The sequence below is a fragment of the Streptomyces flavalbus genome, from assembly GCF_042674625.1.
Lineage (GTDB): Bacteria > Actinomycetota > Actinomycetes > Streptomycetales > Streptomycetaceae > Streptomyces > Streptomyces flavalbus.
On sequence record NZ_JBHTEB010000001.1, the window covers coordinates 3,667,436 to 3,690,403 of the forward strand.

A 22,968-nucleotide genomic window follows, 5' to 3' on the forward strand; every position below is an offset into this window, starting at 1 on the left:
CCGGTCACCTAGGATCTCCGCTCTTGCCCGCCTCCCTTCACGGAGTGCCGCCGACCGGACGGAAACCGGTCGGCACACCGGTTCCAGTCACCCCGCAGGTCACCCGGAGGCACCCCCTTGTCCGCGTCCGTCGACGACCCCCTCGCGCGTGAACGCGCGCACCTCACCGCGTCCCGCGCCGCCCTGCGCGCCATGCGGGAGGACGTCGAGTCCCTCGACATCAGCAACTCCACCGCGAACTGGGTGGACGCGCAGATCCTGGCCCGCCACATCGACGAGCGCGTCAAGGCGCTCGCCGACCTGAGCCACACCCCGCTGTTCTTCGGCCGCCTCGACTACCTGCACGCCCCCGGCGCCGACCTCGCGGAGGGCGCGGAGGGCGAGCGCTTCTACATCGGGCGGCGGCACGTCCACGACGCCGACGGCGACCCGATGGTGATCGACTGGCGGGCGCCGGTCTCGCAGCCGTTCTACCGGGCGTCGAAGAAGGACCCGATGGACGTCGGCCTGCGCCGCCGGTTCGGCTACACGGGCGGCGACCTGACGGCGTACGAGGACGAGCACCTGTCGGACCCGGCGGAGGCGGCGCGCTCCAGCAAGCTGCTCCAGCAGGAGATCGAGCGCCCGCGCGTCGGCCCGATGCGGGACATCGTGGCGACGATCCAGCCCGAGCAGGACGAGATCGTACGGTCCGGGCTTGGCGGCACGGTGTGCGTGCAGGGCGGCCCCGGCACCGGGAAGACGGCGGTGGGCCTGCACCGGGTCGCCTACCTGCTGTACGCCCACCGGGAGCGGCTCGCCCGCACCGGCACCCTCGTCGTCGGCCCGAACCGCTCCTTCCTGCACTACATCGAGCAGGTGCTGCCCGCGTTGGGCGAGCTGTCGGTCAAGCAGGCGACGGTCGACGACCTGGTGGCGCACGTGGAGGTGCGCGGCACGGACGACGCGACCGCCGCGGTCGTCAAGGGCGACGCGAGGATGGCGGAGGTGCTGCGCCGGGCGGTGTACTCCCACGTCACCCCGCCCACCGAGCCGGTCGTGGTGGTGCGCGGGTCGCGGCGCTGGCGCGTTCCGGCGTACGAACTACAGGAGCTGGTCGGTGAGTTGCTGGAGCGCGGCATCCGCTACGGCGCCGCCCGCGAGGCCCTGCCGCAGCGCATCGCGCACGCCGTGCTGGTGCAGATGGAACGCTCCGGTGAGGCGCCCGACGACCGCGTGCAGGACGCCGTCGCCCGCAACAGCGCCGTGAAGGCGGCGGTGAAGGCGATCTGGCCGCCGGTCGACCCGCAGAAGCTGGTGCTGCGGCTGCTGTCGGACGCGGACTTCCTCGCCGTGCACGCGGAGGGCGTCCTCACCGACGACGAGCAGAAAGCCATCCTCTGGACCAAACCGGCGCGCTCCGTGAAGTCCGCGAAGTGGTCGGCGGCGGACGCGGTGCTGATCGACGAGGCGACCGACCTGGTGCGGCGCACCCACTCCCTCGGCCACGTCGTCCTGGACGAGGCGCAGGACCTGTCCCCCATGCAGTACCGCGCGGTCGGCCGCCGCTGCACCACCGGCTCCGCGACCGTCCTCGGTGACCTGGCGCAGGGCACCACGCCGTGGGCGACGCGCAGTTGGGGCGAGGCGCTGGCCCACCTGGGCAAGCCGGACGCGACGGTGGAGGAGCTGACCGCGGGCTTCCGCGTGCCGACGGACGTGATCGCCTACGCCTCCCGGCTGCTGCCGCACATCGCGCCGGGCCTCGCCCCGGTGGCGTCGGTGCGGGAGAACCCGGGGTCCTTCGAGATCCGTCCGGTGACCGGCACGGCGGAGGTGGTCGCGGCCTGCGTCGACTCCCTGCGCGAGGAGGGCTCGATCGGCCTGATCGCCGCCGACGCCCGGGTCCCCGCCCTCGCCGAGGCGCTGGCGGCGGCGGGTCTCAGCCCGCTGGACCCGGGCGAGGAGACGACGCCGGAGCGACGGCTGACGCTGGTACCGGCGTCGCTGGCGAAGGGCCTGGAGTACGACTACGTCGTCCTCGACGAACCCCGGGCGGTGGTCGACGGCGAGCCCGACGAGCGCACGGGCCTGCGCCGTCTGTACGTCGCCCTGACCCGTGCGGTCTCCGGCCTGATCGTCACCCACGCGTCACCACTGCCCCCGCAGCTCGGCTAGCGCCGGTCCGGCTCTGGCTAGCGCGCGTCCAGCGCCTCGCGCCACTCGCGCACCGCCGCCGCGGACACCGGTCCTGACCAGCCGTCCGGCCGGGCCGCGCCGCCGATGTGGAAGGCGTCGATCCCGGCGGCGAGCAGTTCGGGCACGTGGTCGAGGCGGAGCCCGCCGCCGACGAGGATGCGGGGCTCGTAGCCCTGCTCGCCGTCGCGGGCCGCCTCCGCGACGAGGGTGGGCAGGCCGTCGTCGACGCCGGTACCGGCGCCCGCGGTGAGGTAGGTGTCGAGGCCGGGGAGCCCGTCGAGCTGCTTGCGCAGGGCGTCCCGGTCGGCGGCCCGGTCGATGGCGCGGTGGAAGGTCCACCGGCAGCCGTCCAGCACGCCGACGACGCGCTCCACGGCGTCCAGGTCCACCCCGCCGTCGGCGCCGAGGAACCCGAGCACGAACTCGTCCGCGCCCGCCGTCTCCCGCATCCGGCGGGCGGTGTCGGTCAGCCGCTCGACGTCCCCGGCGGCGAACCCGTCCGCCAGCCGCAGCATCACGCGCAGCGGGATGTCGACGGCGGCGCGGATCGCGGCGACGGTCCCGGCCGACGGGGTGAGCCCGTCGGCCGCCATGTCGGTGACCAGTTCGAGGCGGTCCGCGCCTCCGGCCTGGGCGGCGACCGCGTCCTCGGCGTCGAGGGCGATCACCTCCAGGAGCGCACGCGTGCTCATAGGACCCCTTTCCTTGGGTTTCCCCGGAGCGGCTACAGGTCTAGTCCAATCTCAGGGTACGCCGGGAGGGGCCCGCGATCACATCCGAAGTTCGGCCGTCGCGCGGGGTCCGAGTTCAGCCGAAGAGGTTCAGCTCCCCCGCCTCCACCCCCGCCAGCTCGAACTCCGCGTCCTCGGGCAGCGGACGGCCCGTGTAGAGGCGTACGAGGGTGGGGGCGTCGCCGATGTAACGGGCCGGGGTGCGCTCGCCGCCGCCGTCGCCGAGGAGCAGCGGCTCGTCCAGGTCGTCGAGGTCGGCGTGGAGCGGGACGTGCCCGCGCAGCCGGGTCACCCAGGCCAGCAGCGCCAGCGCGTGCGGCAGCCCCGGACCGGCGTACGCCTCCGGCAGCCCGAACGTCTCGCGCACGTCCCCGGCGTGCACCCACTCGCCCAGCGCCAGCGCGTCCAGCGGCCCCTTGCCGCGGGCGAGGACGGGGCCGACCTCGGTCATCCCGCGCTCCAGCTCGTCCAGCACCTCCGCGGTGGTCCAGTCGGCCCGCTCCGCGATGTCCCGGTCGTTGGACTCCGGTGAGAAGACGCCCTCCTCGAACCGCCGCTCCAGCACCCGGGTGAACGCGGCCGAGCAGTGCGCCAGCAGGTCCCGCACCGTCCACCCCGGGCACGCCGCCACCGGCAGCCCGAAGTCGGCCTCCGCCCGCCCCCGCAACACCGGCAGCAGCACGTCCCGCTCGACGACCAGCAGCCGCCCCGGCAGCTCGGGGTCCCGTCCGTTGTGCGCATCCGCAGTAGTCATGCGCCCCACGCTAGGGCCTGGCTCCCGCCCTCACGAGGAGTTCGGGGGCAGGTTCGCGGTCGCCGCGTCCGCGAGGCGGGTCGCGAGGCGGCACAGGTCGGCCGGGGAGCGGTCGTCGTCGCCGCGCAGGGTGACGTCCAGGGTCTCGGCCAGCTCCGGGTGGGTGGGGTCGGCGTACGTCCGCTGCACCAGCCGGACCCGGCACGTGTCCGCGCCGTCCGCCTCCGGCTGCACGAACGCGCGGCGGCCCCGGAGCCGGGTGGGCGTGCCGCCGTCCGCGACCGAGGGCGGCTGGCCCCGGTCGAAACGCACGTCGAGCTGGAGGTGGCTGGTGGTGCTGAAGTACTTGCACACCCAGTCGGCGAACCCGGGGTCGGGGTCGTTCGCGTCGACGCCGGGTACGGCCTCCAGCGCGGCGGCGTCCAGCAGCCCGCAGGCGTTCTCGTGGAAGAGGGAGTCGCTCGGGAACCCCTTGGTGCGGCGGGGCACCTCGCCCTTGTTGAGCACGTCGACCGCGTGCCGGACGGCGGTGTCGGCCATGGCGCACAGGGGGTGCGGCCCGTCGTCGTACGTCTTCGCCTCGACCCGTACGGTGGTGTCCTCCCCCTCCGGCAGCAGGTGCCGGGTGCACGCGTCGCTCTCGCCGGGCAGCCTCACCACCGTGACCCGGCCGGTGCTCCCGGCGGCGGCGGCGGTGGGCCGCTCCTGGCCCGCGTCGAACTCCACGAGGACGTCGACCTCGTCGCCGTCCGCCCGCTCCACGAGGACGTCGCAGCGGTCGAAGCCGCCGTACGCGGCGTCCAGCGTGGTCTTCCCGAACCGGCCCAGCGCGGCGGGCGCGGCGAGCGCGCAGGGGTCGGCGCTGGCGTCGATGGGGGGCGGCCGTTCCCCGGCGGAGTCGCCCAGCCAGCCCGGGAGGAGAGGCAGTACGAGGACGCCCGCCGCGAGGGTGACCGCCGCGGACCACCCCGCCGCCCGCCAGGACACCGCGCGCCGGGGCACCGCCCGCCAGGACACCGCGCGCCGGACCGGCCGCACGGTGACCGCCGCCTCGTCCGGAATCCCCGGGTCGCCCGCCCGGTTGCGCACGAGGGCGATCTCGTGGCCCACGCCCGTCGCCAGGTCCTGGGGCTCCTGGCGGCCGGTCGCGCGCAGGGCGTCCCGTACCTGGACGAAGACGTCCCGCATGGGCAGCGGGTCGGGCCCGTCCGGCACGCCACGGGCGATCGTGCGGACCAACTCCCCGGTGAACGCCGGGTACGGCTCCTCGGGCGGGGCGTACGCCAGCTCCTGCGCGGCGCACGCCGTCATCAGGTACGTCCGCTCGACGGCCGCGTGCCGCGCGAGGTCCCCCGCGCCGCCGCCCATGCTGCCGGTGACGGCGGCGCCGGAGAAGCAGCAGTCGAGGACGACCACCTGGTCCCGGGCCCGGCGCTCGTCCACCAGCACCCTGCGCAGGTCGCGGTACCTGACCGCGCCGTAGAGCCCGTCCGGGTGCGCCGTCGGCAGCATGAGGCACAGGTCGCTGCCGCCGACCGGCCAGCCGTGCCCCGCGAAGTAGACGAGCAGGGCGTCGGTGGCCTCCCGCGCGGCGTCGCACACGGCGCGCAGCACGTCGTCCGACGACGCCGGGTCGAGCAGGGCCACGCAGTGCTCGTCGCGCAGCCCCCAGACGGCGGGATCGGTCAGCAGTTCCTTGAGCCGCCGCACCCCGCCCGCCACGGAGGGCAGGGGATCGAGGCCGGGCGCGCCCCGCCCCGCGCCCCGGTAGCCGCTCACGCCGATGAGCACCGCACGTGACCCGCGCGGGTCGGACTGCGTCACTACGCGGACTCCCGGTCGTCACGCGCCGCCGCCGGATCGCCGCCGCCGTCCTGGAGCAGCTCGGCGATGAGCCGGGTCGTCGCCTCGTCGCACCGGCCCCGCACCGTGATCGAACGCCCGTTCGCGGTGAGGGTGACGGAGGGCGCCGCGGGGCGGGTGGCGCGCCACGCCGCGTAGGAGAGGGCCAGGTTGAGCGCGGCGATGCCCTGCCCGACGACGAGTTCCACGACGTCGTACGCCCCCATGACGGCGGCGTCGGGACGGGAGCGCCCCAGGGTCACCTGCGCGTGCCGACGGACGCGCGGGTCCCGGCGCAGCCAGCGGTACAGGTCGGCGGTCGCGGGCCCGCCGCCGCCGACCCGGATCTCGATGCGCTGGGACGTCTCGGTGCGCTTGGGCGTCACGTCTCTCCTCGCCGCTTCTCGGTAGGTGCCACACCGTAGGGACCACCGCCCGCCCCGCTCGCGGGAGTTGACCTGACTCACCCGAACGTGGGATGCGCCCGCCGCGCTGCCGGGCACCGGCGCGGCGCCCACAATGAGCCCATGGCCGATGATCCGAACGCTCCGAACGCCCCGCACGCCACGCCGTCCCCGCAGCTCCTGCGCCACCTGCGCGCCCGTTTCGCCAGCGCCCTGGAGGGTGCCCGGGGCGCCGGGACCGACGGCCCCGACCCGGCGCCGTACGCGGACAACCTGCTCGCCCGCTGGGCCGAACCGCAGCGGCGCTACCACACGCTGGCGCACCTCACGGCGGTCCTCGACCACGTCGACGTCCTGGCGGAGCACGCGGCGGACCCGGACGTCGTACGCCTGGCCGCGTGGTTCCACGACGCGGTGTACCTCCCCGACCGCTCCGAGAACGAGGAGCGGTCCGCGCGGCTGGCCGAGCGCGCGCTGCCGGAGGCCGGGGTGCCGGAGGCGAAGACGGCCGAGGTGGCGCGTCTGGTCCGGCTGACGGTGACCCACGACCCCGCGCCCGACGACCCCGACGGGCAGGTCCTGTGCGACGCCGACCTGGCGATCCTCGCCGCCGCGCCGTCCGCGTACGCCGCCTACACCGCCGCCGTCCGCGAGGAGTACGGCTTCGTCCCGAACGACGCCTTCCGCGAGGGCCGCGCCGCCGTACTGCGCCAACTCCTCGCCCTGCCGCGCCTCTTCCACACCCCGTACGGCGCGGAGCACTGGGAGGCGACCGCCCGCTACAACCTCACCGGCGAACTGGAAATGCTGTCGTCCTGAGGCCGCCGCCCGGTCTAGCCTGCACGACATGCGCATCACCGGTGGGGAACAGATACGGCAGGCCGTCGCGGACGCGGTGGCGGTGCTCGGCACGGCGACGGACCAGGACTGGAGCGCCACCCCGGCGGGCTCGCTGTCCTGGAGCTGCCGCGAGACGGTCACGCACGTCGCCAGCGACCTGATCTGCTACGCGGGCAACCTCGCCGGGCGCGCGCGGAGCGCGTACGTCCCCTTCGACATCACCGTCGACGGCGTGGGCACCAGCATCGACCCCGCCGACAACGCGGGGCTCCTGCACGTCCTGGAGACCACCGGCGCCCTGTTCACCGCGACCCTCGACACGACCCCGCGGCACGTGCGCGCCTTCCACCCGTACCCGTTCCGCAGCGCGAACCGTGAGGGCTTCGCCGCGATGGGCGTCGCCGAGGTGCTGCTGCACACCCACGACCTGGCGCTGGGCCTCGGCCTGGCCTACGTGCCGCGCGCCGAGCTGTGCCGGTTCGTGCTGACCCGGATCTTCCCCGAGGTGCGCCCCGGCACCGACCCCTGGCAGACCCTGCTGTGGGCGACGGGACGCGGCGACCTGCCCGGCCGTCCCCGGGTCACGCGGTGGCGGTGGAGCAACAACATGGTCCTGCCCTCCGACCGCCTCACCCTGGAGGGCGCCACCCCGGCCGCCGCGGCCGACCTGGCGGCGGGCGGCGACGGCGGCTTCGAGTGGATCGAGGGCGGGCCCGTCGACGGCACCCGCGAGGGCGCCGGGATGCTGGTGAAGCAGTACGAGGCGGGCACGCACCGCCCGGAGTGGGGCATGTACGTCCTCGTCCGCGACGACGACCACCTCGCCGTCGGCGCCATGGGCTTCCACGGCGTCCCCGACGAGGAGGGCCGCGTGGAGATCGGCTACGACCTCGCCCCACCGGCCCGCGGCCACGGCTACGCCACCGAGGCCCTGCGCACCCTGTCGGCCTGGGCCCTCGCCCGCGAGGAGGTCAGGACGGTCTTCGCCACGGTCGAACCGGCCAACACCCCGTCCCAGGCGGTCCTGACCCGCGCCGGTTTCACCCGCGTCAGCACACCGGACGACGAGGACACCTTGCACGCGTACGAACTGCGCGCCGATCGCTATCGTTGAGCCATGACCGCACTACCCGACTGGATGCGCCCGCCGCGCGAGGAAGGCTGGGTCGCGGAGGACTTGGACCGCCTCCCCGAGGCACCCCGCCATACCGAGCTGATCGACGGAGCACTCGTCTTCATGATGTCGCCGCAGCGGTCCTGGCACGGCCGCGTTCTCACCTCCCTCACCACCACGCTCATGACCGCCGCACCGGCCGGTTTCGAGATCGAACGGGAGATGACGATAAGACTCGACGAGCACAACCGTCCGGAGCCGGACCTGCTCGTGACGACGCTCCCCTATGACCCGAACCGGACGTGGTACGCGCCAGAGGACGTACAGCTCGTCGTGGAGGTCGTCTCCCCCGAGTCCGCCCACCGCGACCGCACGGTCAAGCTGCGCAAGTACGCGGAGGCGGGCATCCCGCACTACTGGTGCGTCGAGGACGAACGCGGCGCCCCCGTCGTCCACGTCTACGAACTCGACGGACCGACCGGTGTCTACGCGCCCGCGGGCATCTTCCGCGGCTCCCTGAAGCGCCCCGTCCCCTTCGAGATCAGCCTCGACCTCGACCAGCTCACCCCGCCGACCACCCCCTAGGCGCTGCGCCCCTTGGGTCTGCGCAACCCCGCCTCGGTGAGCAGCCGCACCACCTCGCGGCTGCTCACCTCCACCGCACCGGCGGCGACCGCGTCCGCGTACCGGTGGGACGGGAGGTCGTAGTGGTCGCGTTCGAAGGCGCGCCGGGGGACGCCCAACCCCGCCGCGAACGCGTGCAGTTCCTCGAACGACCGGTCGCTGACGAGGTGGGACCACAGGCGGCCGTGGCCCGGCCAGGTCGGCGGGTCGATGTAGACCGTCACGAGACGGACGTACCAAAGGCGCCGCCCAGGGAGCCGACCGCGGCGACCTTCACACCGGCCTGGTGGCAGACCCAGTGCGGGTCGGGACCGAGTTCGGGCTCGATCTCCAGGGCGTGCGGGTCGCCCGTGCCGCACACCGGGCACAGCGGCCAGCGCCCGTACCGCTCAAGCAGCGCGTCCTGGACGTCCTGCGCGACCAGCCCGGCGAGGAACTCGACGCCGTCCGGCCACTGCTCGACCCACCAGCGGCGCCGCACGACGGACTCCTCCACCAGCGACACCACGTCCGCCTCCGCCACCTCACGCGCCACCAGATCGGCGAGCACCAGGGCGCGGGCGGCGTGCAAGGCTTGTTCGAGGGGGCTGACGGGGTGGTCCATGCCCCCATTGTGCGCACTCTTGACCAGCCAGCCGAACTGAAAATACCTTTCACAGGTGACCCGGAATGTGAAGGAAACTTTCGAGGACGCGAAGGCCCCGGCCGTCCCCCCGCCCGCCTCTCCTCCCGCCCCCGCCGCCCTCGCCGCCAAGGTGCGCACCCTCGCCCCCTCGATGACCCGCTCCATGCAGCGCGTCGCCGAGGCCGTGGCGCACGACCCGGCGGGCTGCGCGGCCCTCACGGTCACCGGTCTCGCCGAGCTGACCGGCACCAGCGAGGCCACCGTCGTGCGCACCGCCCGCCTCCTCGGCTACCCCGGCTACCGCGACCTGCGCCTCGCCCTCGCGGGCCTCGCCGCCCAGCAGCAGTCCGGCCGCGCGCCCGCCATCACCACCGACATCGCGGTGGACGACCCCATCGCCGACGTGGTGGCGAAACTGGCCTACGACGAACAGCAGACCCTCGCCGACACCGCCGCCGGACTCGACACCGCCCAGCTCGGCGCCGCCGTCACCGCCCTCGCCGCCGCCCGCCGCACCGACGTGTACGGCATCGGCGCCTCCGGCCTGGTCGCGCAGGACCTCACCCAGAAGCTGCTGCGCATAGGACTGATCGCGCACGCCCACAGCGACCCGCACCTCGCCGTCACCAACGCCGTCCAACTGCGCGCCGGGGACGTGGCGATCGCCATCACCCACTCCGGCTCCACGGGCGACGTCATAGAACCCCTGCGCGTCGCCTTCGAGCACGGCGCCACCACGATCGCCATCACCGGCCGCCCGGACTCCCCGGTCACCCAGTACGCCGACCACGTGCTGACGACGGCGACCTCCCGGGAGACGGAGCTGCGCCCGGCCGCGATGTCGTCCCGCACGAGCCAGCTCCTGGTCGTGGACTGCCTGTTCGTGGGCGTCGCCCAGCGCACCTACGACACCGCCGCGCCCGCCCTGTCGGCGTCGTACGAGGCACTGGCCCACCGCCACCGGAGCACTCCGCGCGGCTGACCCCCGTACCCTCCTGTCGCCCCCGAAGCCGAAGAGAGCCGCCCCTCCATGACTTCCCCCACCTCCGACCCCCGCGACCTGCGCACCCAGTTGGAGACCCTGACCACGGAGGCGTTCCGCCCCGAACTCGCCGACATCGACCGGCTGCCCACCCTGGACCTGGCCCGCCTGATGAACGCCGAGGACACGACCGTCCCGGCGGCGGTGTCCCGGCGCCTGCCCGAGATCGCCGCCGCGATCGACGCCGTGGCGGAGCGGATGGCCAAGGGCGGGCGCCTGGTCTACGCGGGCGCGGGCACCGCGGGCCGCCTCGGCGTGCTGGACGCCTCGGAGTGCCCGCCCACCTTCAACACCGGCGCCGGGCAGGTCGTCGGCCTCATCGCGGGCGGCCCCGCGGCGATGGTCACGTCCTCCGAGGGCGCCGAGGACTCGCCGGAACTGGCCGCCGCCGACCTCGACGCCCTCGCCCTCACCGCCGACGACACGGTGGTGGGCGTCTCGGCGTCCGGCCGCACCCCGTACGCCGTCGGCGCGGTACGGCACGCGCGGACGCGGGGGGCGCTGACGATCGGCCTGGCCTGCAACGAGAACAGCGCGCTGGCGTCCGCCGCCGACCACGGCATCGAGATCGTCACCGGCCCCGAACTCCTCACCGGCTCCACCCGACTGAAGGCGGGCACGGCCCAGAAACTCGTCCTGAACATGATCTCGACGCTCACGATGATCCGCCTGGGCAAGACCTACGGCAACCTCATGGTCGACGTCCGCGCCTCCAACGCCAAGCTCCGCGCCCGCTCCCACCGCATCGTCGCCCAGGCGACCGGCGCCGACGACCAGGAGATCGAGGCGGCCCTGACCGCGGCCGACGGCGAGACCAAGAACGCGATCCTGATCCTCCTGACCCACGTCGACGCCCCCACGGCGGCCCGCCTCCTGGACCGCTCCGGGGGCCGCCTGCGCACGGCACTGGAGGCGGCGGCGATGTCGTCGGAAGGCTGACCCCTCACCGGACGGCCCCACCACCCCGGTTCGCCAACCGGACCTGCTCCCGCAGCACCTCCTCCTGCCGGGCGGCCCGCAGCACCTCCACCGGGCAGTCCCACTCCCTCCCACCCCCCATCGGCCGCAACTGCACCGACTTGCCCACGTGCCCCATGACCTCGCCGAGCCGGTCAACCCGTTCGTCCACCACGTACCCGCCGACGACGGGCCGCTCCCCCCGCAACGCCGACGCCAGCCGCTCGGCGACACGCGCGTTGCACCGCCCGAGGTCGACGAGAGCCGCGTCCACCCGCAGGCCGGGCAGCACGACACCGACGCCCCGCAGGGCCTTCCTCAGGGACACCACCACTTCGTCCGTCGACCGCACGCACCCTCACCTCTCCACGCAGAGTTCCCGATTCACCACACAGCGTGTCCGCAACCCGCCTAACCTGGCCATACGAGACGCCCCAACAACCTCGTCTGCGTGACCGGGAGTTGCCCATGCCAGGACCCAAGGACCTCGACCCGTCCTCCTCCCCCCGCGCCTTCCTGGGCGCGGAACTACGCCACGCCCGCGAGAAGGCGGGACTCAGCCAGGAGGAACTGGGCCAGCGGCTGTTCGTCAGCGGTTCGTTCATCGGGCAGTTGGAGGCGGGCACGCGACGGATGCAGCCGGACTACGCCCGGATGCTGGACGAGGTGCTGGGGACGGAGGACTTCTTCCACCGGAACTGCAAGGCCGCGGCGAAGTCGCGCTATCCGGACCACTTCGCGGAGGCTGCGGAGGCGGAGGCGATCGCTACGGAGATCCGGCAGTACGCGTCCACGCTGATCCCCGGCTTGCTCCAGACGTCGGCGTACGCGCGAGCGGTGAACCGCGCCTATGAACCCACGGCGCCGGAGGAGACGATCACCGAGCGCACGGAAGCCCGAATGGCGCGGACGCGTCTGCTCGACGATCCAACCGGCCCGTTGTTGTGGGCCGTCCTTGACGAGGCCACCCTCCGCCGGGAGACGGGCGGCCGAGCGGTGATGGCGGAGTCGCTGCGCCACATTACCGACCTGATCCGACGGAACCGGGTCATCGTGCAGGTCCTGCCGTTCGACGCGGGAGCGCACACGTCGATGGAGAGTTCCTTGAAGCTGATGTACTTCGAGGACGCCCCGCCGCTGGCCTACTTCGAGGGCGGCGGCACGGGACGGCTTGAGGACGACCCGGCCATCGTCGCCCGCATGAGGCTCGCCTTCGAACTCCTCGCGGCGTCAGCCCTCTCGCCTCAGAAGTCCCTAGCCATGATCGAGGCGTTGGCCCAGAATTACGGCCATGAGGAACATTCCTGACTACGACATCGACCCCGCCGCTTGGCGCAAGTCCAGCTACAGCGGAGGCAGCGGCGGCGACTGCGTGGAAGTAGCCGAGACCCACCCCACCCTCATCCCGGTCCGCGACTCCAAGAACCCCGACGGCCCGAAGCTCACGTTCCAGACGGAGGCGTGGTCGGCGTTCGTCACGGCCCTCAAGCGCACGTGACTTGCCGTCACCGGGTACTCATGCAGCCCTGTTGAAGAAGTGACGGCCTGGATGAGTAGACGTACTCAGGTTCCGGGAAGCCCCCGAGCCACACCATGGACGCGGTGAACAGCGGGGAGCCGGAAGGAAGGCGCCCCGGGGCTCACGTACTTCCACTCGGCTTCTCCACCCACGGGGGTTTCCCATGTCCGCTCGTCTGCTGCTCTCCTCGCTCGCCGGTGTCGCCGTCCTGGGCGGTGGCGCACTCGCCGCCGTCGCCCTGGTCGGTACCGCCGACGCCGCTCCCGCCCGGCCGACGATCGACAAGGCCAAGGCCACCTCGGTGGTGCTGGGGGTCTCCGGGGAGACCTTCACCTTCACCACGACCGTGAGCGACAACTCCGGCATCAAGAGCGTGCGGGTGCTGCCCTGGCCGGAAGGGTCGAAGCTCGACCCGAAGGCGGCCGAGATGGAGTACGCGGAGCCCACGACCTGCGAGGCGACCTCGGCGACGACCTCGGTGTGCACCTACACCACGCCGCTGGACAAGGAGAAGGACGCCGCCACCATGCCCACCGGCACCTGGAACATGGCCGTCCTGGTCACCGCGAAGGACGAGGACACGACCTTCTCCGCCAAGGCGACGACGTTCCACGTGACCCGCTGAGCCACACCCGGAAGGCGGTCAGGATCTGACCTACTTCCCCCCTACCGTGAGGACTCGAACGACGGAAGAACACCACCCCGGAGGACGAGACCCATGACCACCGCCACCACCCCCACCCCCCTCTCCGCCGAGCGCGCCGACCTGCTCGAAACCCTCGGCAAGCACCGCGGCTTCCTCCGCTTCACCGTCCGTGACCTCACCGACGAGCAGGCCGGTAAGCAGACCACCGCGAGCGCGCTGTGCCTCGGTGGGCTGATTAAGCACGTGACGTCGGTGGAGCGGGGCTGGGTCGACTTCATCCTGAACGGCCCCTCCGCGCTCGGCGACTTCGACGCGATGACCGAGGAGGACTTCGCCCGCCGCGCCGACGAGTTCCGGATGCTGCCCGGCGACACGCTCGCCGGGGTGCTCGCGGAGTACGCCGAGGTGGCCCGTAGGACGGACGAGCTGGTCGCCACCCTGCCCGACCTCGACGCCTCCCACCCGCTCCCGAAGGCGCCGTGGTTCCAGCAGGACGCCCGGTGGTCGGCGCGCAGGGTGCTGCTGCACATCATCGCCGAGACCTCGCAGCACGCGGGGCACGCCGACATCATCCGGGAGTCCCTCGACGGCGCGAAGACGATGGGCTGACACCGGCCCGGGGCGCGCGGTGTGACCATGGGGGCATGAACCACGCCCAGCTCACCACCCTAGGCCGTGCCCTGCGCCTCCTCGGCGAGCACGGTGAGGCCCTCACCGGTGACACGCCGGACGCCAAGCTGCACGAGGTCAGGGCGGATTTGAAGCGCGCGCTGGAGCTGCTGGACGAGAGCGTCACGGGCGCCGCGCCCAGCACCCGGTGCGCCGAGCACCCGACCGGCCCCGTGGACGAGAGCGCCCCCGACCTGTGCCTGCTGTGTGAGACGCGGCGCCGTGCGGCACGCCGGGCGGAGTTCAACGGCCCGGCGAGCCCGCACCGGCCGCCCGAGAACGCGCCCTCGCGGTACGGCGTCCGCGGCGACCGCCCGCAGCCCCAGCAGCGCTGGCTGCCGGAGCTGTGGAACGGGCAGGAGTGGCAGCTCTGCGGTACGCCGCGCCGGGACCGCCGGGAGGCCGAGCTGTACCTCGCGGCGCAGCGGCGCGGCTCCCGACCGGCGATGGCGTACCGGCTCGTGCACGAGTTCACCGACTACGAGGTGCTGCGGGTCTGGGGCACCCCGGTCCGCGTCGACATCGAGCCGATGGGGAACCTGTAGACGCCCCCTCAGCTCAAGGTGGTCAGCGACGCCGGGTCGTACGGCTTCAGCTCCGCCAGCCGTCCCTCCAGCACCTTCGCCGCCCACTCCGGGTCCTGGAGCAGCGCCCGGCCCACGGCGACGAGGTCGAACTCGTCGCGCTCCAGCCGGTCGAGGAGGTTGTCGAGGCTGCGCACCGGGGCGCCCTCCCCCTGGAACGCCTTCACGAAGTCGCCGTCGAGCCCCACCGACCCGACGGTGATGGCGGGCTTGCCGGTCAGCTTGCGCGTCCAGCCCGCGAGGTTCAGGTCGGAGCCGTCGAACTCCGGCAGCCAGTAGCGGCGCGTGGAGGCGTGGAAGGCGTCGACCCCGGCCTCGGCGAGCGGCGTGAGGATCGACTCCAGCTCCTCCGGGGTCTCGGCGAGCCTGGCGTCGTAGGCGTCCGCCTTCCACTGCGAGTAGCGGAACAGGACGGGGAACCCGGGCGAGACCCGCTCGCGTACGGCGGCCACGATCTCCGTCGCGAACCGGGCGCGGGCGACCGGGTCACCGCCGTAGGCGTCGGTGCGGCGGTTGGTGCCCGACCAGAGGAACTGGTCGATGAGGTAGCCGTGGGCGCCGTGCAGTTCGACGCCGTCGAAGCCGATCCGCTCGGCGTCGGCCGCGGCGTCGGCGAAGGCCGCGATCACCGCGTCGAGGTCGGCCCGTGTCATCGCCCGGCCGGTGGGCTCGGTGGCGCCGACGCGCAGCCCGGAGGGGCCGACGGCGGGGGCGTCCGGGAACGGCGGGGCGCCCGGCTCGCGCACCATGCCGATGTGCCAGAGCTGCGGCACGATCCGCCCGCCCGCCGCGTGCACCGCCTCGGCGACCCGCGCCCACCCGGCGAGCTGCTCCGCCCCGTGGAAGCGGGGGACGCGGTCGCTCGTCCCGGCCGACTCGTGGCCGACGTACGTCCCCTCGGTGATGATCAGCCCGACCCCCGCGGCGGCCCGCCGGGAGTAGTACGACGCCACGTCCGCGCCGGGCACGCCGCCCGGCGAGAACTCACGGGTCATGGGGGCCATGGCGATCCGGTTGCGCAGGGTGAGACCGTTGACGGAGACGGGCCGGGAGAGGATCTCGGCGGCACGGAGGGCGGGCGGTGCGGTGCTCATGGGGACTCCTCGGGAGAAGCGGGACGCACGTGTCCGCACACGGACACAGTTTCATGCACGCGCTCTTTAATGCGCACGCACATTATTGCACACGCGATCTTATGCGCGTGCATGAAAGTTGCCCGTCGCGCCCACCAGGGCAACCGGGTGAACCACCCCCCACCCCCGCGCCATTTGCCGCGCTTCCCGCACTTCGCGCCGTAGATATCACCATGTGACTTTTACGGCAACCGGAACAGAGACCACCAGGCCCCCGGACCCACCCGCCGTCCGGCACTGGACCGAACGGGCGGGCCAGGCGTCCGCCACCCCGGCGACGCACCTCGCCGGGCTCAGCGTCGCCGTCGTCGGGCTCGGCTACGTCGGGCTGCCGACCGCGCTCGCGCTGTGCGGCGCCGGGGCCACCGTCACCGGCCTCGACACCAGCGAGCGGCGGCTGCGCGACATCCGCGCGGGCGCCGTCGACCTGCTCCCGCCCCAGCACGCCGCGCTGGTCTGCGCCGAACGCACCGGCGACCTCCGCCTCACCGCCGACCCGGCACCGCTGCGGGACGCCGACGCCGTGGTGGTGTGCGTGCCCACCCCCGTCACCGAGGACCGCGCCCCCGACCTGCGGGCCCTGCGCGCCGCCTGCGCCACCGTGGTCCGGCACGCGGCCGGGGGCCAGCTCATCGTCCTGACCTCGACCAGTCACGTCGGCAGCACGCGCGAGCTGCTCACCGAACCGCTGGCGGCGCGCGGGCTCACCGTCGAGGAGGACGTCCTCGTCGCCTTCTCGCCCGAGCGCGTCGACCCCGGCAACACCCGCCACACCCCGGAACGCACCCCCCGCGTCCTCGGCGGCGCCGGTCCCCTCAGCACCCGTGCCGCGACGTTCCTGCTCCGGCCCACGGCGTCCCGGCTGCACCCGGTGCCCGACCCGGAGACCGCCGAGATGGCCAAGCTCTGGGAGAACGTCTTCCGGGCCGTCAACATCGCCCTCGCCAACGAACTCGCCGACGCCTGCCTGCACCTCGGCCTCGCGCCGCTGCCGGTGATCGAGGCGGCGGCGACGAAGCCGTACGGCTTCCTGCCCTTCTACCCGGGCCCCGGCGCGGGCGGCCACTGCATCCCCTGCGACCCGCACTACCTGCTCGGCCAGCTACCGCCCGACGGCCCCGACGGCCCCACCGCCCCCGTCACCACCGCCGCCATGGCCGCCCTGCGCCAGCGCCCCGCCCAGGTCGCCCGGCGCGCCGCCGACCTGCTGCGCACCGCCGGACGCGGACCCGCCGGGGCCCGCGTGCTGGTGCTCGGCGCCGCCTACAAGCCCGGGGTGTCGGACGTCCGGGAGAGCCCCGCCGCGCACATCCTCGGCCAGCTCGCCGCCGAGGGCGCCGACGTGCGCTACAGCGACCCCTTCGTCCCCGAACTCACCGTGGACGGCGCCGTCCTGCGCTCGGTGGACCGCCCGCAGGACCAGCCCTGGGACCTCGTCATCGTGCACACCGCCCACCCCGGCGACGACCTCACCTGGCTCGACACCGTGCCGCTCGTCCACGACCCACGGTCCCGGCACCTGCCCGGTACACCCCGCGCGCCGCACGCGCCCCGCGTCCCGGTGGGCACGTCATGACCGCCACGCTCGACGGACCGGACACCGTCACCGCCGTGCGCTACGGGCTCCCCGTCCCCCGCGACGGACGCGTCCTGATCACCCCGGCGCCCCCCGCCCGCTCCCCCGTGCGCCGCCTGCTGACCCAGCGCGCCCGCCCCGCCCTCGCCGCGCTGCCGAGGCCCGAACACCACGCCCTGGTCCGGCTGCTCGCCCTCGCCGCGCTGGTCCCCGTCCTCCTCCTGATCGCCCACCGCGCGGCCCAACTGCCGTACCTGAGGGGCCCCGTCGCCCTCTACGGCCTCACCGTGCTCACCGGCACCTGCTGCCTGCTCTACCTCGCCTACGCCCGCTACGACGACCCCGCCCTGCGCACCCTGCGCCACCGCGCGCCCCGCCACGAGGAGTTCCCGGCGCTCCCCGACCGGCCCCGCGTCAGCTTCCTGCTCGCCGTCAAGGACGAGGCGGGCCTCGTGGAGGCGTGCGTGCGGTCGATGGCCGCCTCCGACTGCCCCGGCCTGGAGGTCATCGTCGTGAACGACGGCTCCCGCGACGGCACCGGCGCCATCCTCGACCGCCTCGCCGGTGAACTCGGCGTCACCGTCCTCCACCTCGACCGCAACCTCGGCAAGAAGGCGGCCCTGGTGCGCGGCTGCGCCCTCGCCACCGGGGACGTGCTGGTGTTCACCGACTCCGACTGCGTCGTCGCCCCCGACGCGGTACGGCTCTGCGTGCGCGCCCTCGTCCGCCACCCCGACCTCGGCGCGGTCAGCGGCCACTGCCGCGCCCTGAACGCCCCCGCCAGCCTGCTCACCCGCGTCCAGGACATCTGGTACGACGGCCAGTTCCGCATCGCCAAGGCCGCCGAGGCCGCCTTCGGTTCCGTGACCTGCGTCTCCGGACCGCTCGCCGCGTTCCGCAGGGACGCCATCGCCGACTACCTGCCCGCCTGGGCCGAGGACCGCTTCGCGGGCGCGCCCTTCCGCTTCGCCACCGACCGCCAGCTCACCGGCTACGTCCTGGGCCAGGCGTGGCGCGGCGCGGCCCTGAAGCGACGGCACGCCGACTCGCCCCTCGCCACCGCCGGGGACCATCCGGAGCGGCGCTGGCTGGTCGGGTACAGCCGCGCCGCGCAGGTGTGGACGAACGTGCCCGCGCGCTGGCGGCCGTTCCTGCACCAGCAGGTCCGCTGGAAGAAGAGCTTCGTGCGCAACCTGTTCTTCACCGGCGGCTTCATGTGGCGCCGCGGCCCCGTCCCCGCCCTCCTCTACTACGGCCACGCCCTGTGGGTGCTGGCCGCCCCCGCGCTGGTCTTCTGGCACCTGGTGTGGGCGCCGCTGCACTGGGCGGCCGGGCTGACCCTGCTCTACCTGTGCGGGGTGCTGCTCAAGGGCGCCCTGTGGGGGCTGGCGTACCGGCTGGACAACCCCGGCGACCGGCGCTGGCGCTACCGCCCCCTGATGAGCGTGCTGTCCTGCTGCGTCCTGGCCTGGCTGCTGCCCTACGCCGTCCTCACCCTCCGCCGCGGCGTCTGGACGAGGAGCCCCGCATGAGACCCCCTGGACGAGGAGCCCCGCACGAGCCTCCCTCAACGAGGAGCCCCCATGAGACCCCCTGAGCGACGCCCCCTCCACGCCCTCGGCCGCGCCACGGCCACCCTCCTCACCCTGGCCGCCCTCGCGGCCCTGTACCTCGTCGTCCTGACCCGGGGCGGCCCCCGGTGACCGCGAACCCCGTCGGCGGCCGGGTGCGCCGCACACTCCTGCGCGGCACGCTCGCCGCCCTCGCCGCCGTCCTGGTCGCCGCCCCGTTCGTCGCGGCCTGGCAGTACGAGGCGCACCGCCGCGCGGTGTCCGCGCAGGCCGCGGCTCCGGCGGGCCGCCCTGGCCCACGGCTCGCGCCGCCGCCCGTACGGCACCCCGCCGCACCCGTCGTCCTCGCCTACCACGACGTCGCCCCGGACTCCAACAGCCACTACGCCGTCACCCCGGGGCAGTTCGACGCCCACCTGTCCGCGCTGCGCGCCGCGGGCTACCGCTCGCTGTCCTCGGCGGAGTTCCTGCGCTACCTCGCCACCGGCCGCGCCCCCGCGCCCCGCACCGTCTACCTCACCTTCGACGACGGCACCCGGGGCCTGTGGGCGTACGCGGACCCGGTCCTCGCCAAGCACCGGATGCGGGCCGCGACGTACCTGATCACCGGCGTGGTCGGCACCCGCCGCCCCTACTACCTCACCTGGGCCGAGATCGGCCGGATGGCCGCCTCCGGCCGCTGGGACTTCCAGGCCCACACCCACGACGGCCACCGCCGCGCCGCCGTCGCCGCGGACGGACGGCAGGGCTCGGTGCTCGCCAACCGGCTCTGGCTGGACGGGAGCCGGCGGCTGGAGACGCCGGGCGAGTACCGGGCGCGCGTCGCCCGCGACCTCGACCGCTCCACCCGCGCCTTCGCCGGGCACGCCCTGCCCGCGCCGCGCCTGTTCGCCTACCCCTTCTCGGAGACGGGCCGCGCCTCCAACCTGCCGGGCGGCGGTACGGCCGTACTCGACCGGCTGCTACGGCAGCGGTACGCCACCACGCTCACCAACAGCGCCCCGCGCCCACTGCCCGCCGGACCACGGGCGGCAGCCGCAGGTCTCGTGCAGCGCCTGGAGGTGGGGGCGGGCACGACCCCGACGGCCCTGCTGCGGAGCGTGCGCGCGTGGTCGACCGCCGTGCCGGGGGACGAGCCGGAGCCGCTGCGCCACGCCGGGCGCTGGACGTTCCCGGACGGCCAGGACGGCGGCCTGGCGGCACTGACGGAGACGGGTTCGGCGCGGCACCGGCACCTGTCGGCCGCGTACCGCCCGCTGTCCACCGCGGACTGGGGCACCTACCGGGTCACGGCGCGCGCCGACCGCCTCGGCGGCCCGGACACCGGCGTCTCCGTCGAGGTGGGCCACGGCAGCCTCCACCCGGCCACGCTCACGGTGAGCCGCGCCGGGCTGCGGTTCGTCCAGCGGGGCCCCGGCGCGGACCCGCCGAAGGTGACGAGCAGACGGCTGGCGCCCGCCACGGAACGGGAGGTGGCGCTGCGGGTGACGCCCGGGTCCGTACGGATCACGGTCGACGGCACCACGCTCACCCTCCCCCGCCCGGAGGGCGTGCCGCCCGCCGAGACCAGCGGCGGCATCGCGCTGGGCGTGCGCAACGAGGACCCGGACGGCGCCTGGCCGCGCTTCAGGTCCGTACGGATCGGTCCCTGAGGAGACCTGAGGAGCTCTGAGGACACCCGAGGTCACGCCCGAGGGCGGCCCCCCTGTCACCAGGAGGACCGCCCTCGATGTCGTACCGCTGCCGTGCTACGGCGGTGAACTGCCGATCCTGGAGGATCAGAAGTCCATGTCACCGCCCGGCATACCGCCGCCACCGGCGGGCGCGGCGGCCTTCTCCGGCTTGTCGGCGATGACGGCCTCGGTGGTGAGGAAGAGCGCGGCGATGGACGCGGCGTTCTGCAGCGCGGAACGCGTCACCTTCGCCGGGTCGATGATGCCTTCCTTGATCAGGTCGACGTACTCACCGGTCGCGGCGTTCAGGCCGTGGCCCGGGGTGAGGTTGCGGACCTTCTCCACCACGACGCCGCCCTCGAGACCGGCGTTGACGGCGATCTGCTTCAGCGGGGCCTCCAGGGCCAGCTTCACAGCGGCGGCACCGGTGGCCTCGTCGCCCTCCAGCTCCAGCTTCTCGAAGACCTGGGACGCCTGGAGCAGGGCCACGCCACCACCGGCGACGATGCCCTCCTCGACGGCGGCCTTGGCGTTGCGCACGGCGTCCTCGATGCGGTGCTTGCGCTCCTTCAGCTCGACCTCGGTGGCGGCACCGGCCTTGATGACGGCCACGCCGCCCGCGAGCTTGGCCAGGCGCTCCTGGAGCTTCTCGCGGTCGTAGTCGGAGTCGGAGTTCTCGATCTCGGCGCGGATCTGGTTCACGCGACCGGCGACCTGGTCGGCGGAACCGGCACCGTCGACGATGGTGGTCTCGTCCTTGGTGATGACGACCTTGCGGGCGCGGCCCAGGAGGTCCAGGGTCGCGTTCTCCAGCTTGAGGCCGACCTCCTCGGAGATGACCTCGCCACCGGTGAGGATGGCGATGTCGCCGAGCATGGCCTTGCGGCGGTCACCGAAGCCCGGGGCCTTGACGGCGACGGACTTGAAGGTGCCGCGGATCTTGTTGACGACCAGGGTCGACAGGGCCTCGCCCTCGACGTCCTCGGCGATGATCAGCAGCGGCTTGCCGGACTGCATGACCTTCTCCAGGAGCGGGAGCAGGTCCTTGACCGAGGAGATCTTGGAGTTGGCGATGAGGATGTAGGGGTCCTCGAGCGACGCCTCCATGCGCTCCATGTCGGTCGCGAAGTAGGCGGAGATGTAGCCCTTGTCGAAGCGCATACCCTCCGTCAGTTCGAGCTCCAGACCGAAGGTCTGGGACTCCTCGACGGTGATGACGCCTTCCTTGCCGACCTTGTCCATGGCCTCGGCGATCAGCTCGCCGATCTGGGTGTCGGCGGCGGAGATGGAGGCGGTGGAGGCGATCTGCTCCTTGGTCTCGACCTCCTTGGCCTGGTCGAGCAGGGCGCCGGAGACGGCCTCGACGGCCTTCTCGATGCCGCGCTTCAGGGCCATCGGGTTGGCACCGGCGGCGACGTTGCGCAGACCTTCCTTGACGAGGGCCTGGGCGAGGACGGTCGCGGTGGTCGTACCGTCACCGGCGACGTCGTCCGTCTTCTTGGCGACTTCCTTGACCAGCTCGGCGCCGATCTTCTCGTACGGGTCCTCCAGCTCGATCTCCTTGGCGATGGAGACGCCGTCGTTGGTGATCGTGGGGGCGCCCCACTTCTTCTCGAGGACGACGTTGCGACCCTTGGGGCCGAGCGTCACCTTGACGGCGTCCGCGAGCTGGTTCATGCCGCGCTCGAGGCCGCGCCGCGCCTCCTCGTCGAACGCGATGATCTTGGCCATGTGAAGTGGTCCCTCCAGGACTGGGGGTGATTCCTTCGGACCGCGCCCGCGCCCGCGACGGACGGCTCGCCTGCCGTGTGGTTCCTTGCCCCACCTGGCCTGCGGCCTCACCGACCCGGTCCTTCTTTGTCACTCTCACCTTCAGAGTGCTAACGCCAATGATTAGCACTCGACCCCGTCGAGTGCAAGGCGCGCCCGCGAAGCGGGCACGGCGCCGGGCACCGCGCCGGGCACAGCGAAGGGCCCGCACCGGCGGCGGATGACGCCTCCGATGCGGGCCCTACGCGGAAGAATGTTCAGGCGGTGACGCGAACCATGTCGGCCTGCGGGCCCTTCTGACCCTGCGAGATCTCGAACTCGACCCGCTGGCCCTCTTCCAGGGTGCGGTAACCGTCCATCTGAATCGCGCTGTAGTGGACGAAGACGTCCGCACCACCGTCGACCGCGATGAAGCCGTACCCCTTCTCCGCGTTGAACCACTTGACGGTGCCCTGAGCCATGCCTAACTCCCCTATTACTGGCCCTTGCACAGATCCACACTTCGCGGACCCGGGTCAGACCTCACCCCCCGTGGATCGGGGGCGTGCGCCGGAACGCGTCGACCGCGGCTGAATGTATCTGTCCAACTGCCGTCTGCAACAGGTCAGTCGGACGAGAAATCCGGGCAGCACCGGTCGGGAATTTGCCGAGAATTCACCAGAATTCAGGGCAAGTCGGGCCCGACAAAAGGATTGAATGGCGCAAAGGTGGCACAC

24 protein-coding genes are annotated in these 22,968 nt (G+C 73.5%); 14 read left to right on the forward strand and 10 right to left on the reverse strand.

What is annotated here, in order from left to right; all coding sequences use genetic code 11:
• Positions 1 to 117 precede the first annotated feature (117 nt).
• On the forward strand, positions 118 to 2,157 hold the full coding sequence (locus ACFQZ6_RS16345) for a HelD family protein (protein WP_381609418.1): 2,040 nt from the start codon (positions 118 to 120) through the stop codon (positions 2,155 to 2,157).
• Between the two features lie 17 nt (positions 2,158 to 2,174).
• On the opposite strand, the gene ACFQZ6_RS16350 is transcribed toward ACFQZ6_RS16345, so the two are convergent.
• The 4 genes from ACFQZ6_RS16350 to ACFQZ6_RS16365 all read right to left on the reverse strand — a co-directional run bounded on the left by ACFQZ6_RS16350 (position 2,175) and on the right by ACFQZ6_RS16365 (position 5,891).
• A complete protein-coding gene (locus tag ACFQZ6_RS16350) occupies positions 2,175 to 2,870 on the reverse strand; it encodes a copper homeostasis protein CutC (RefSeq protein WP_381609421.1) in 696 nt (231 codons plus the stop codon).
• A 115-nt stretch (positions 2,871 to 2,985) separates the two neighbouring features.
• On the reverse strand, positions 2,986 to 3,663 hold the full coding sequence (locus ACFQZ6_RS16355; RefSeq protein ID WP_381609424.1) for a maleylpyruvate isomerase family mycothiol-dependent enzyme: 678 nt from the start codon (positions 3,661 to 3,663) through the stop codon (positions 2,986 to 2,988).
• Between the two features lie 30 nt (positions 3,664 to 3,693).
• Positions 3,694 to 5,487, reverse strand: a complete 1,794-nt coding sequence (locus ACFQZ6_RS16360) for a caspase family protein (RefSeq protein WP_381609427.1) — start codon at positions 5,485 to 5,487, stop codon at positions 3,694 to 3,696.
• Positions 5,487 to 5,891 (reverse strand): effector-associated constant component EACC1, encoded by a 405-nt coding sequence (locus ACFQZ6_RS16365; protein ID WP_381609429.1) that lies wholly within the window; start codon positions 5,889 to 5,891, stop codon positions 5,487 to 5,489. The genes ACFQZ6_RS16360 and ACFQZ6_RS16365 overlap by 1 nt, the downstream gene beginning before the upstream one ends.
• A 141-nt stretch (positions 5,892 to 6,032) precedes the next feature.
• On the opposite strand from ACFQZ6_RS16365, the gene ACFQZ6_RS16370 reads away from it, so the two are divergent.
• The 3 genes from ACFQZ6_RS16370 to ACFQZ6_RS16380 are packed head-to-tail and all read left to right on the forward strand — an operon-like array spanning position 6,033 to position 8,448.
• Positions 6,033 to 6,728, forward strand: coding sequence for an HD domain-containing protein (locus tag ACFQZ6_RS16370; RefSeq protein ID WP_381609432.1), 696 nt, complete (start codon positions 6,033 to 6,035; stop codon positions 6,726 to 6,728).
• Between the two features lie 28 nt (positions 6,729 to 6,756).
• Positions 6,757 to 7,863 carry a GNAT family N-acetyltransferase gene (locus ACFQZ6_RS16375; RefSeq protein ID WP_381609435.1) on the forward strand — a complete coding sequence of 369 codons (1,107 nt, stop codon included), beginning with the start codon at positions 6,757 to 6,759 and terminating at the stop codon, positions 7,861 to 7,863.
• Positions 7,864 to 7,866: 3 nt separating this feature from the next.
• Positions 7,867 to 8,448: a Uma2 family endonuclease gene (locus tag ACFQZ6_RS16380; protein WP_381609438.1), complete on the forward strand. Its 582-nt coding sequence runs from the start codon at positions 7,867 to 7,869 to the stop codon at positions 8,446 to 8,448.
• Here the strand turns inward: ACFQZ6_RS16380 and ACFQZ6_RS16385 are convergent.
• Together ACFQZ6_RS16385 and ACFQZ6_RS16390 are read right to left on the reverse strand one after the other, a co-directional pair.
• Entirely contained in the window at positions 8,445 to 8,711 is a 267-nt protein-coding gene (locus ACFQZ6_RS16385) for a DUF4031 domain-containing protein (protein ID WP_381609441.1), read from the reverse strand. The genes ACFQZ6_RS16380 and ACFQZ6_RS16385 overlap by 4 nt on opposite strands.
• Positions 8,708 to 9,091 (reverse strand): hypothetical protein, encoded by a 384-nt coding sequence (locus ACFQZ6_RS16390; RefSeq protein WP_381609445.1) that lies wholly within the window; start codon positions 9,089 to 9,091, stop codon positions 8,708 to 8,710. Before ACFQZ6_RS16390 ends, ACFQZ6_RS16385 begins: the two co-directional genes overlap by 4 nt.
• A 55-nt stretch (positions 9,092 to 9,146) precedes the next feature.
• Between ACFQZ6_RS16390 and ACFQZ6_RS16395 the strand changes: the two genes are divergently transcribed.
• Together ACFQZ6_RS16395 and murQ are read left to right on the forward strand one after the other, a co-directional pair.
• Positions 9,147 to 10,094 carry a MurR/RpiR family transcriptional regulator gene (locus tag ACFQZ6_RS16395; protein ID WP_381609448.1) on the forward strand — a complete coding sequence of 316 codons (948 nt, stop codon included), beginning with the start codon at positions 9,147 to 9,149 and terminating at the stop codon, positions 10,092 to 10,094.
• 48 nt (positions 10,095 to 10,142) lie between these two features.
• On the forward strand, positions 10,143 to 11,093 hold the full coding sequence (gene murQ, locus ACFQZ6_RS16400) for an N-acetylmuramic acid 6-phosphate etherase (protein ID WP_381609451.1): 951 nt from the start codon (positions 10,143 to 10,145) through the stop codon (positions 11,091 to 11,093).
• 4 nt (positions 11,094 to 11,097) lie between these two features.
• On the opposite strand, the gene ACFQZ6_RS16405 is transcribed toward murQ, so the two are convergent.
• Positions 11,098 to 11,463, reverse strand: a complete 366-nt coding sequence (locus tag ACFQZ6_RS16405) for a hypothetical protein (protein ID WP_381609454.1) — start codon at positions 11,461 to 11,463, stop codon at positions 11,098 to 11,100.
• 116 nt (positions 11,464 to 11,579) lie between these two features.
• On the opposite strand from ACFQZ6_RS16405, the gene ACFQZ6_RS16410 reads away from it, so the two are divergent.
• The 5 genes from ACFQZ6_RS16410 to ACFQZ6_RS16430 all read left to right on the forward strand — a co-directional run bounded on the left by ACFQZ6_RS16410 (position 11,580) and on the right by ACFQZ6_RS16430 (position 14,490).
• Entirely contained in the window at positions 11,580 to 12,419 is an 840-nt protein-coding gene (locus tag ACFQZ6_RS16410; protein WP_381609458.1) for a helix-turn-helix domain-containing protein, read from the forward strand.
• Positions 12,403 to 12,609, forward strand: a complete 207-nt coding sequence (locus tag ACFQZ6_RS16415; protein ID WP_381609461.1) for a DUF397 domain-containing protein — start codon at positions 12,403 to 12,405, stop codon at positions 12,607 to 12,609. The genes ACFQZ6_RS16410 and ACFQZ6_RS16415 overlap by 17 nt, the downstream gene beginning before the upstream one ends.
• Positions 12,610 to 12,793: 184 nt before the next feature.
• On the forward strand, positions 12,794 to 13,255 hold the full coding sequence (locus ACFQZ6_RS16420; RefSeq protein WP_381609464.1) for a DUF5707 domain-containing protein: 462 nt from the start codon (positions 12,794 to 12,796) through the stop codon (positions 13,253 to 13,255).
• A 93-nt stretch (positions 13,256 to 13,348) separates the two neighbouring features.
• The gene (locus ACFQZ6_RS16425; protein ID WP_381609467.1) at positions 13,349 to 13,885 is read left to right on the forward strand and encodes a DinB family protein; all 537 of its coding nucleotides are present in this window, start codon (positions 13,349 to 13,351) and stop codon (positions 13,883 to 13,885) included.
• Positions 13,886 to 13,920: 35 nt separating this feature from the next.
• The gene (locus tag ACFQZ6_RS16430; protein ID WP_381609470.1) at positions 13,921 to 14,490 is read left to right on the forward strand and encodes a hypothetical protein; all 570 of its coding nucleotides are present in this window, start codon (positions 13,921 to 13,923) and stop codon (positions 14,488 to 14,490) included.
• 8 nt (positions 14,491 to 14,498) lie between these two features.
• Here the strand turns inward: ACFQZ6_RS16430 and ACFQZ6_RS16435 are convergent, their stop codons facing one another.
• A complete protein-coding gene (locus tag ACFQZ6_RS16435) occupies positions 14,499 to 15,623 on the reverse strand; it encodes an NADH:flavin oxidoreductase (RefSeq protein ID WP_381609473.1) in 1,125 nt (374 codons plus the stop codon).
• Between the two features lie 214 nt (positions 15,624 to 15,837).
• Here ACFQZ6_RS16435 and ACFQZ6_RS16440 point away from each other — a divergent pair, with 214 nt between their 5' ends.
• The 3 genes from ACFQZ6_RS16440 to ACFQZ6_RS16450 all read left to right on the forward strand — a co-directional run bounded on the left by ACFQZ6_RS16440 (position 15,838) and on the right by ACFQZ6_RS16450 (position 20,461).
• Positions 15,838 to 17,238 carry a nucleotide sugar dehydrogenase gene (locus ACFQZ6_RS16440; RefSeq protein ID WP_381609475.1) on the forward strand — a complete coding sequence of 467 codons (1,401 nt, stop codon included), beginning with the start codon at positions 15,838 to 15,840 and terminating at the stop codon, positions 17,236 to 17,238.
• A complete protein-coding gene (locus tag ACFQZ6_RS16445; RefSeq protein ID WP_381609478.1) occupies positions 17,235 to 18,770 on the forward strand; it encodes a glycosyltransferase family 2 protein in 1,536 nt (511 codons plus the stop codon). Before ACFQZ6_RS16440 ends, ACFQZ6_RS16445 begins: the two co-directional genes overlap by 4 nt.
• Before the next feature lie 167 nt (positions 18,771 to 18,937).
• Positions 18,938 to 20,461: a polysaccharide deacetylase family protein gene (locus tag ACFQZ6_RS16450; RefSeq protein WP_381609481.1), complete on the forward strand. Its 1,524-nt coding sequence runs from the start codon at positions 18,938 to 18,940 to the stop codon at positions 20,459 to 20,461.
• A 126-nt stretch (positions 20,462 to 20,587) separates the two neighbouring features.
• On the opposite strand, the gene groL is transcribed toward ACFQZ6_RS16450, so the two are convergent.
• Together groL and ACFQZ6_RS16460 are read right to left on the reverse strand one after the other, a co-directional pair.
• Positions 20,588 to 22,213, reverse strand: a complete 1,626-nt coding sequence (gene groL, locus ACFQZ6_RS16455; RefSeq protein WP_381609484.1) for a chaperonin GroEL — start codon at positions 22,211 to 22,213, stop codon at positions 20,588 to 20,590.
• Between the two features lie 296 nt (positions 22,214 to 22,509).
• Complete coding sequence (locus ACFQZ6_RS16460) at positions 22,510 to 22,713, reverse strand: cold-shock protein (RefSeq protein WP_004986573.1); 204 nt, start codon at positions 22,711 to 22,713, stop codon at positions 22,510 to 22,512.
• Positions 22,714 to 22,968 lie beyond the last annotated feature (255 nt).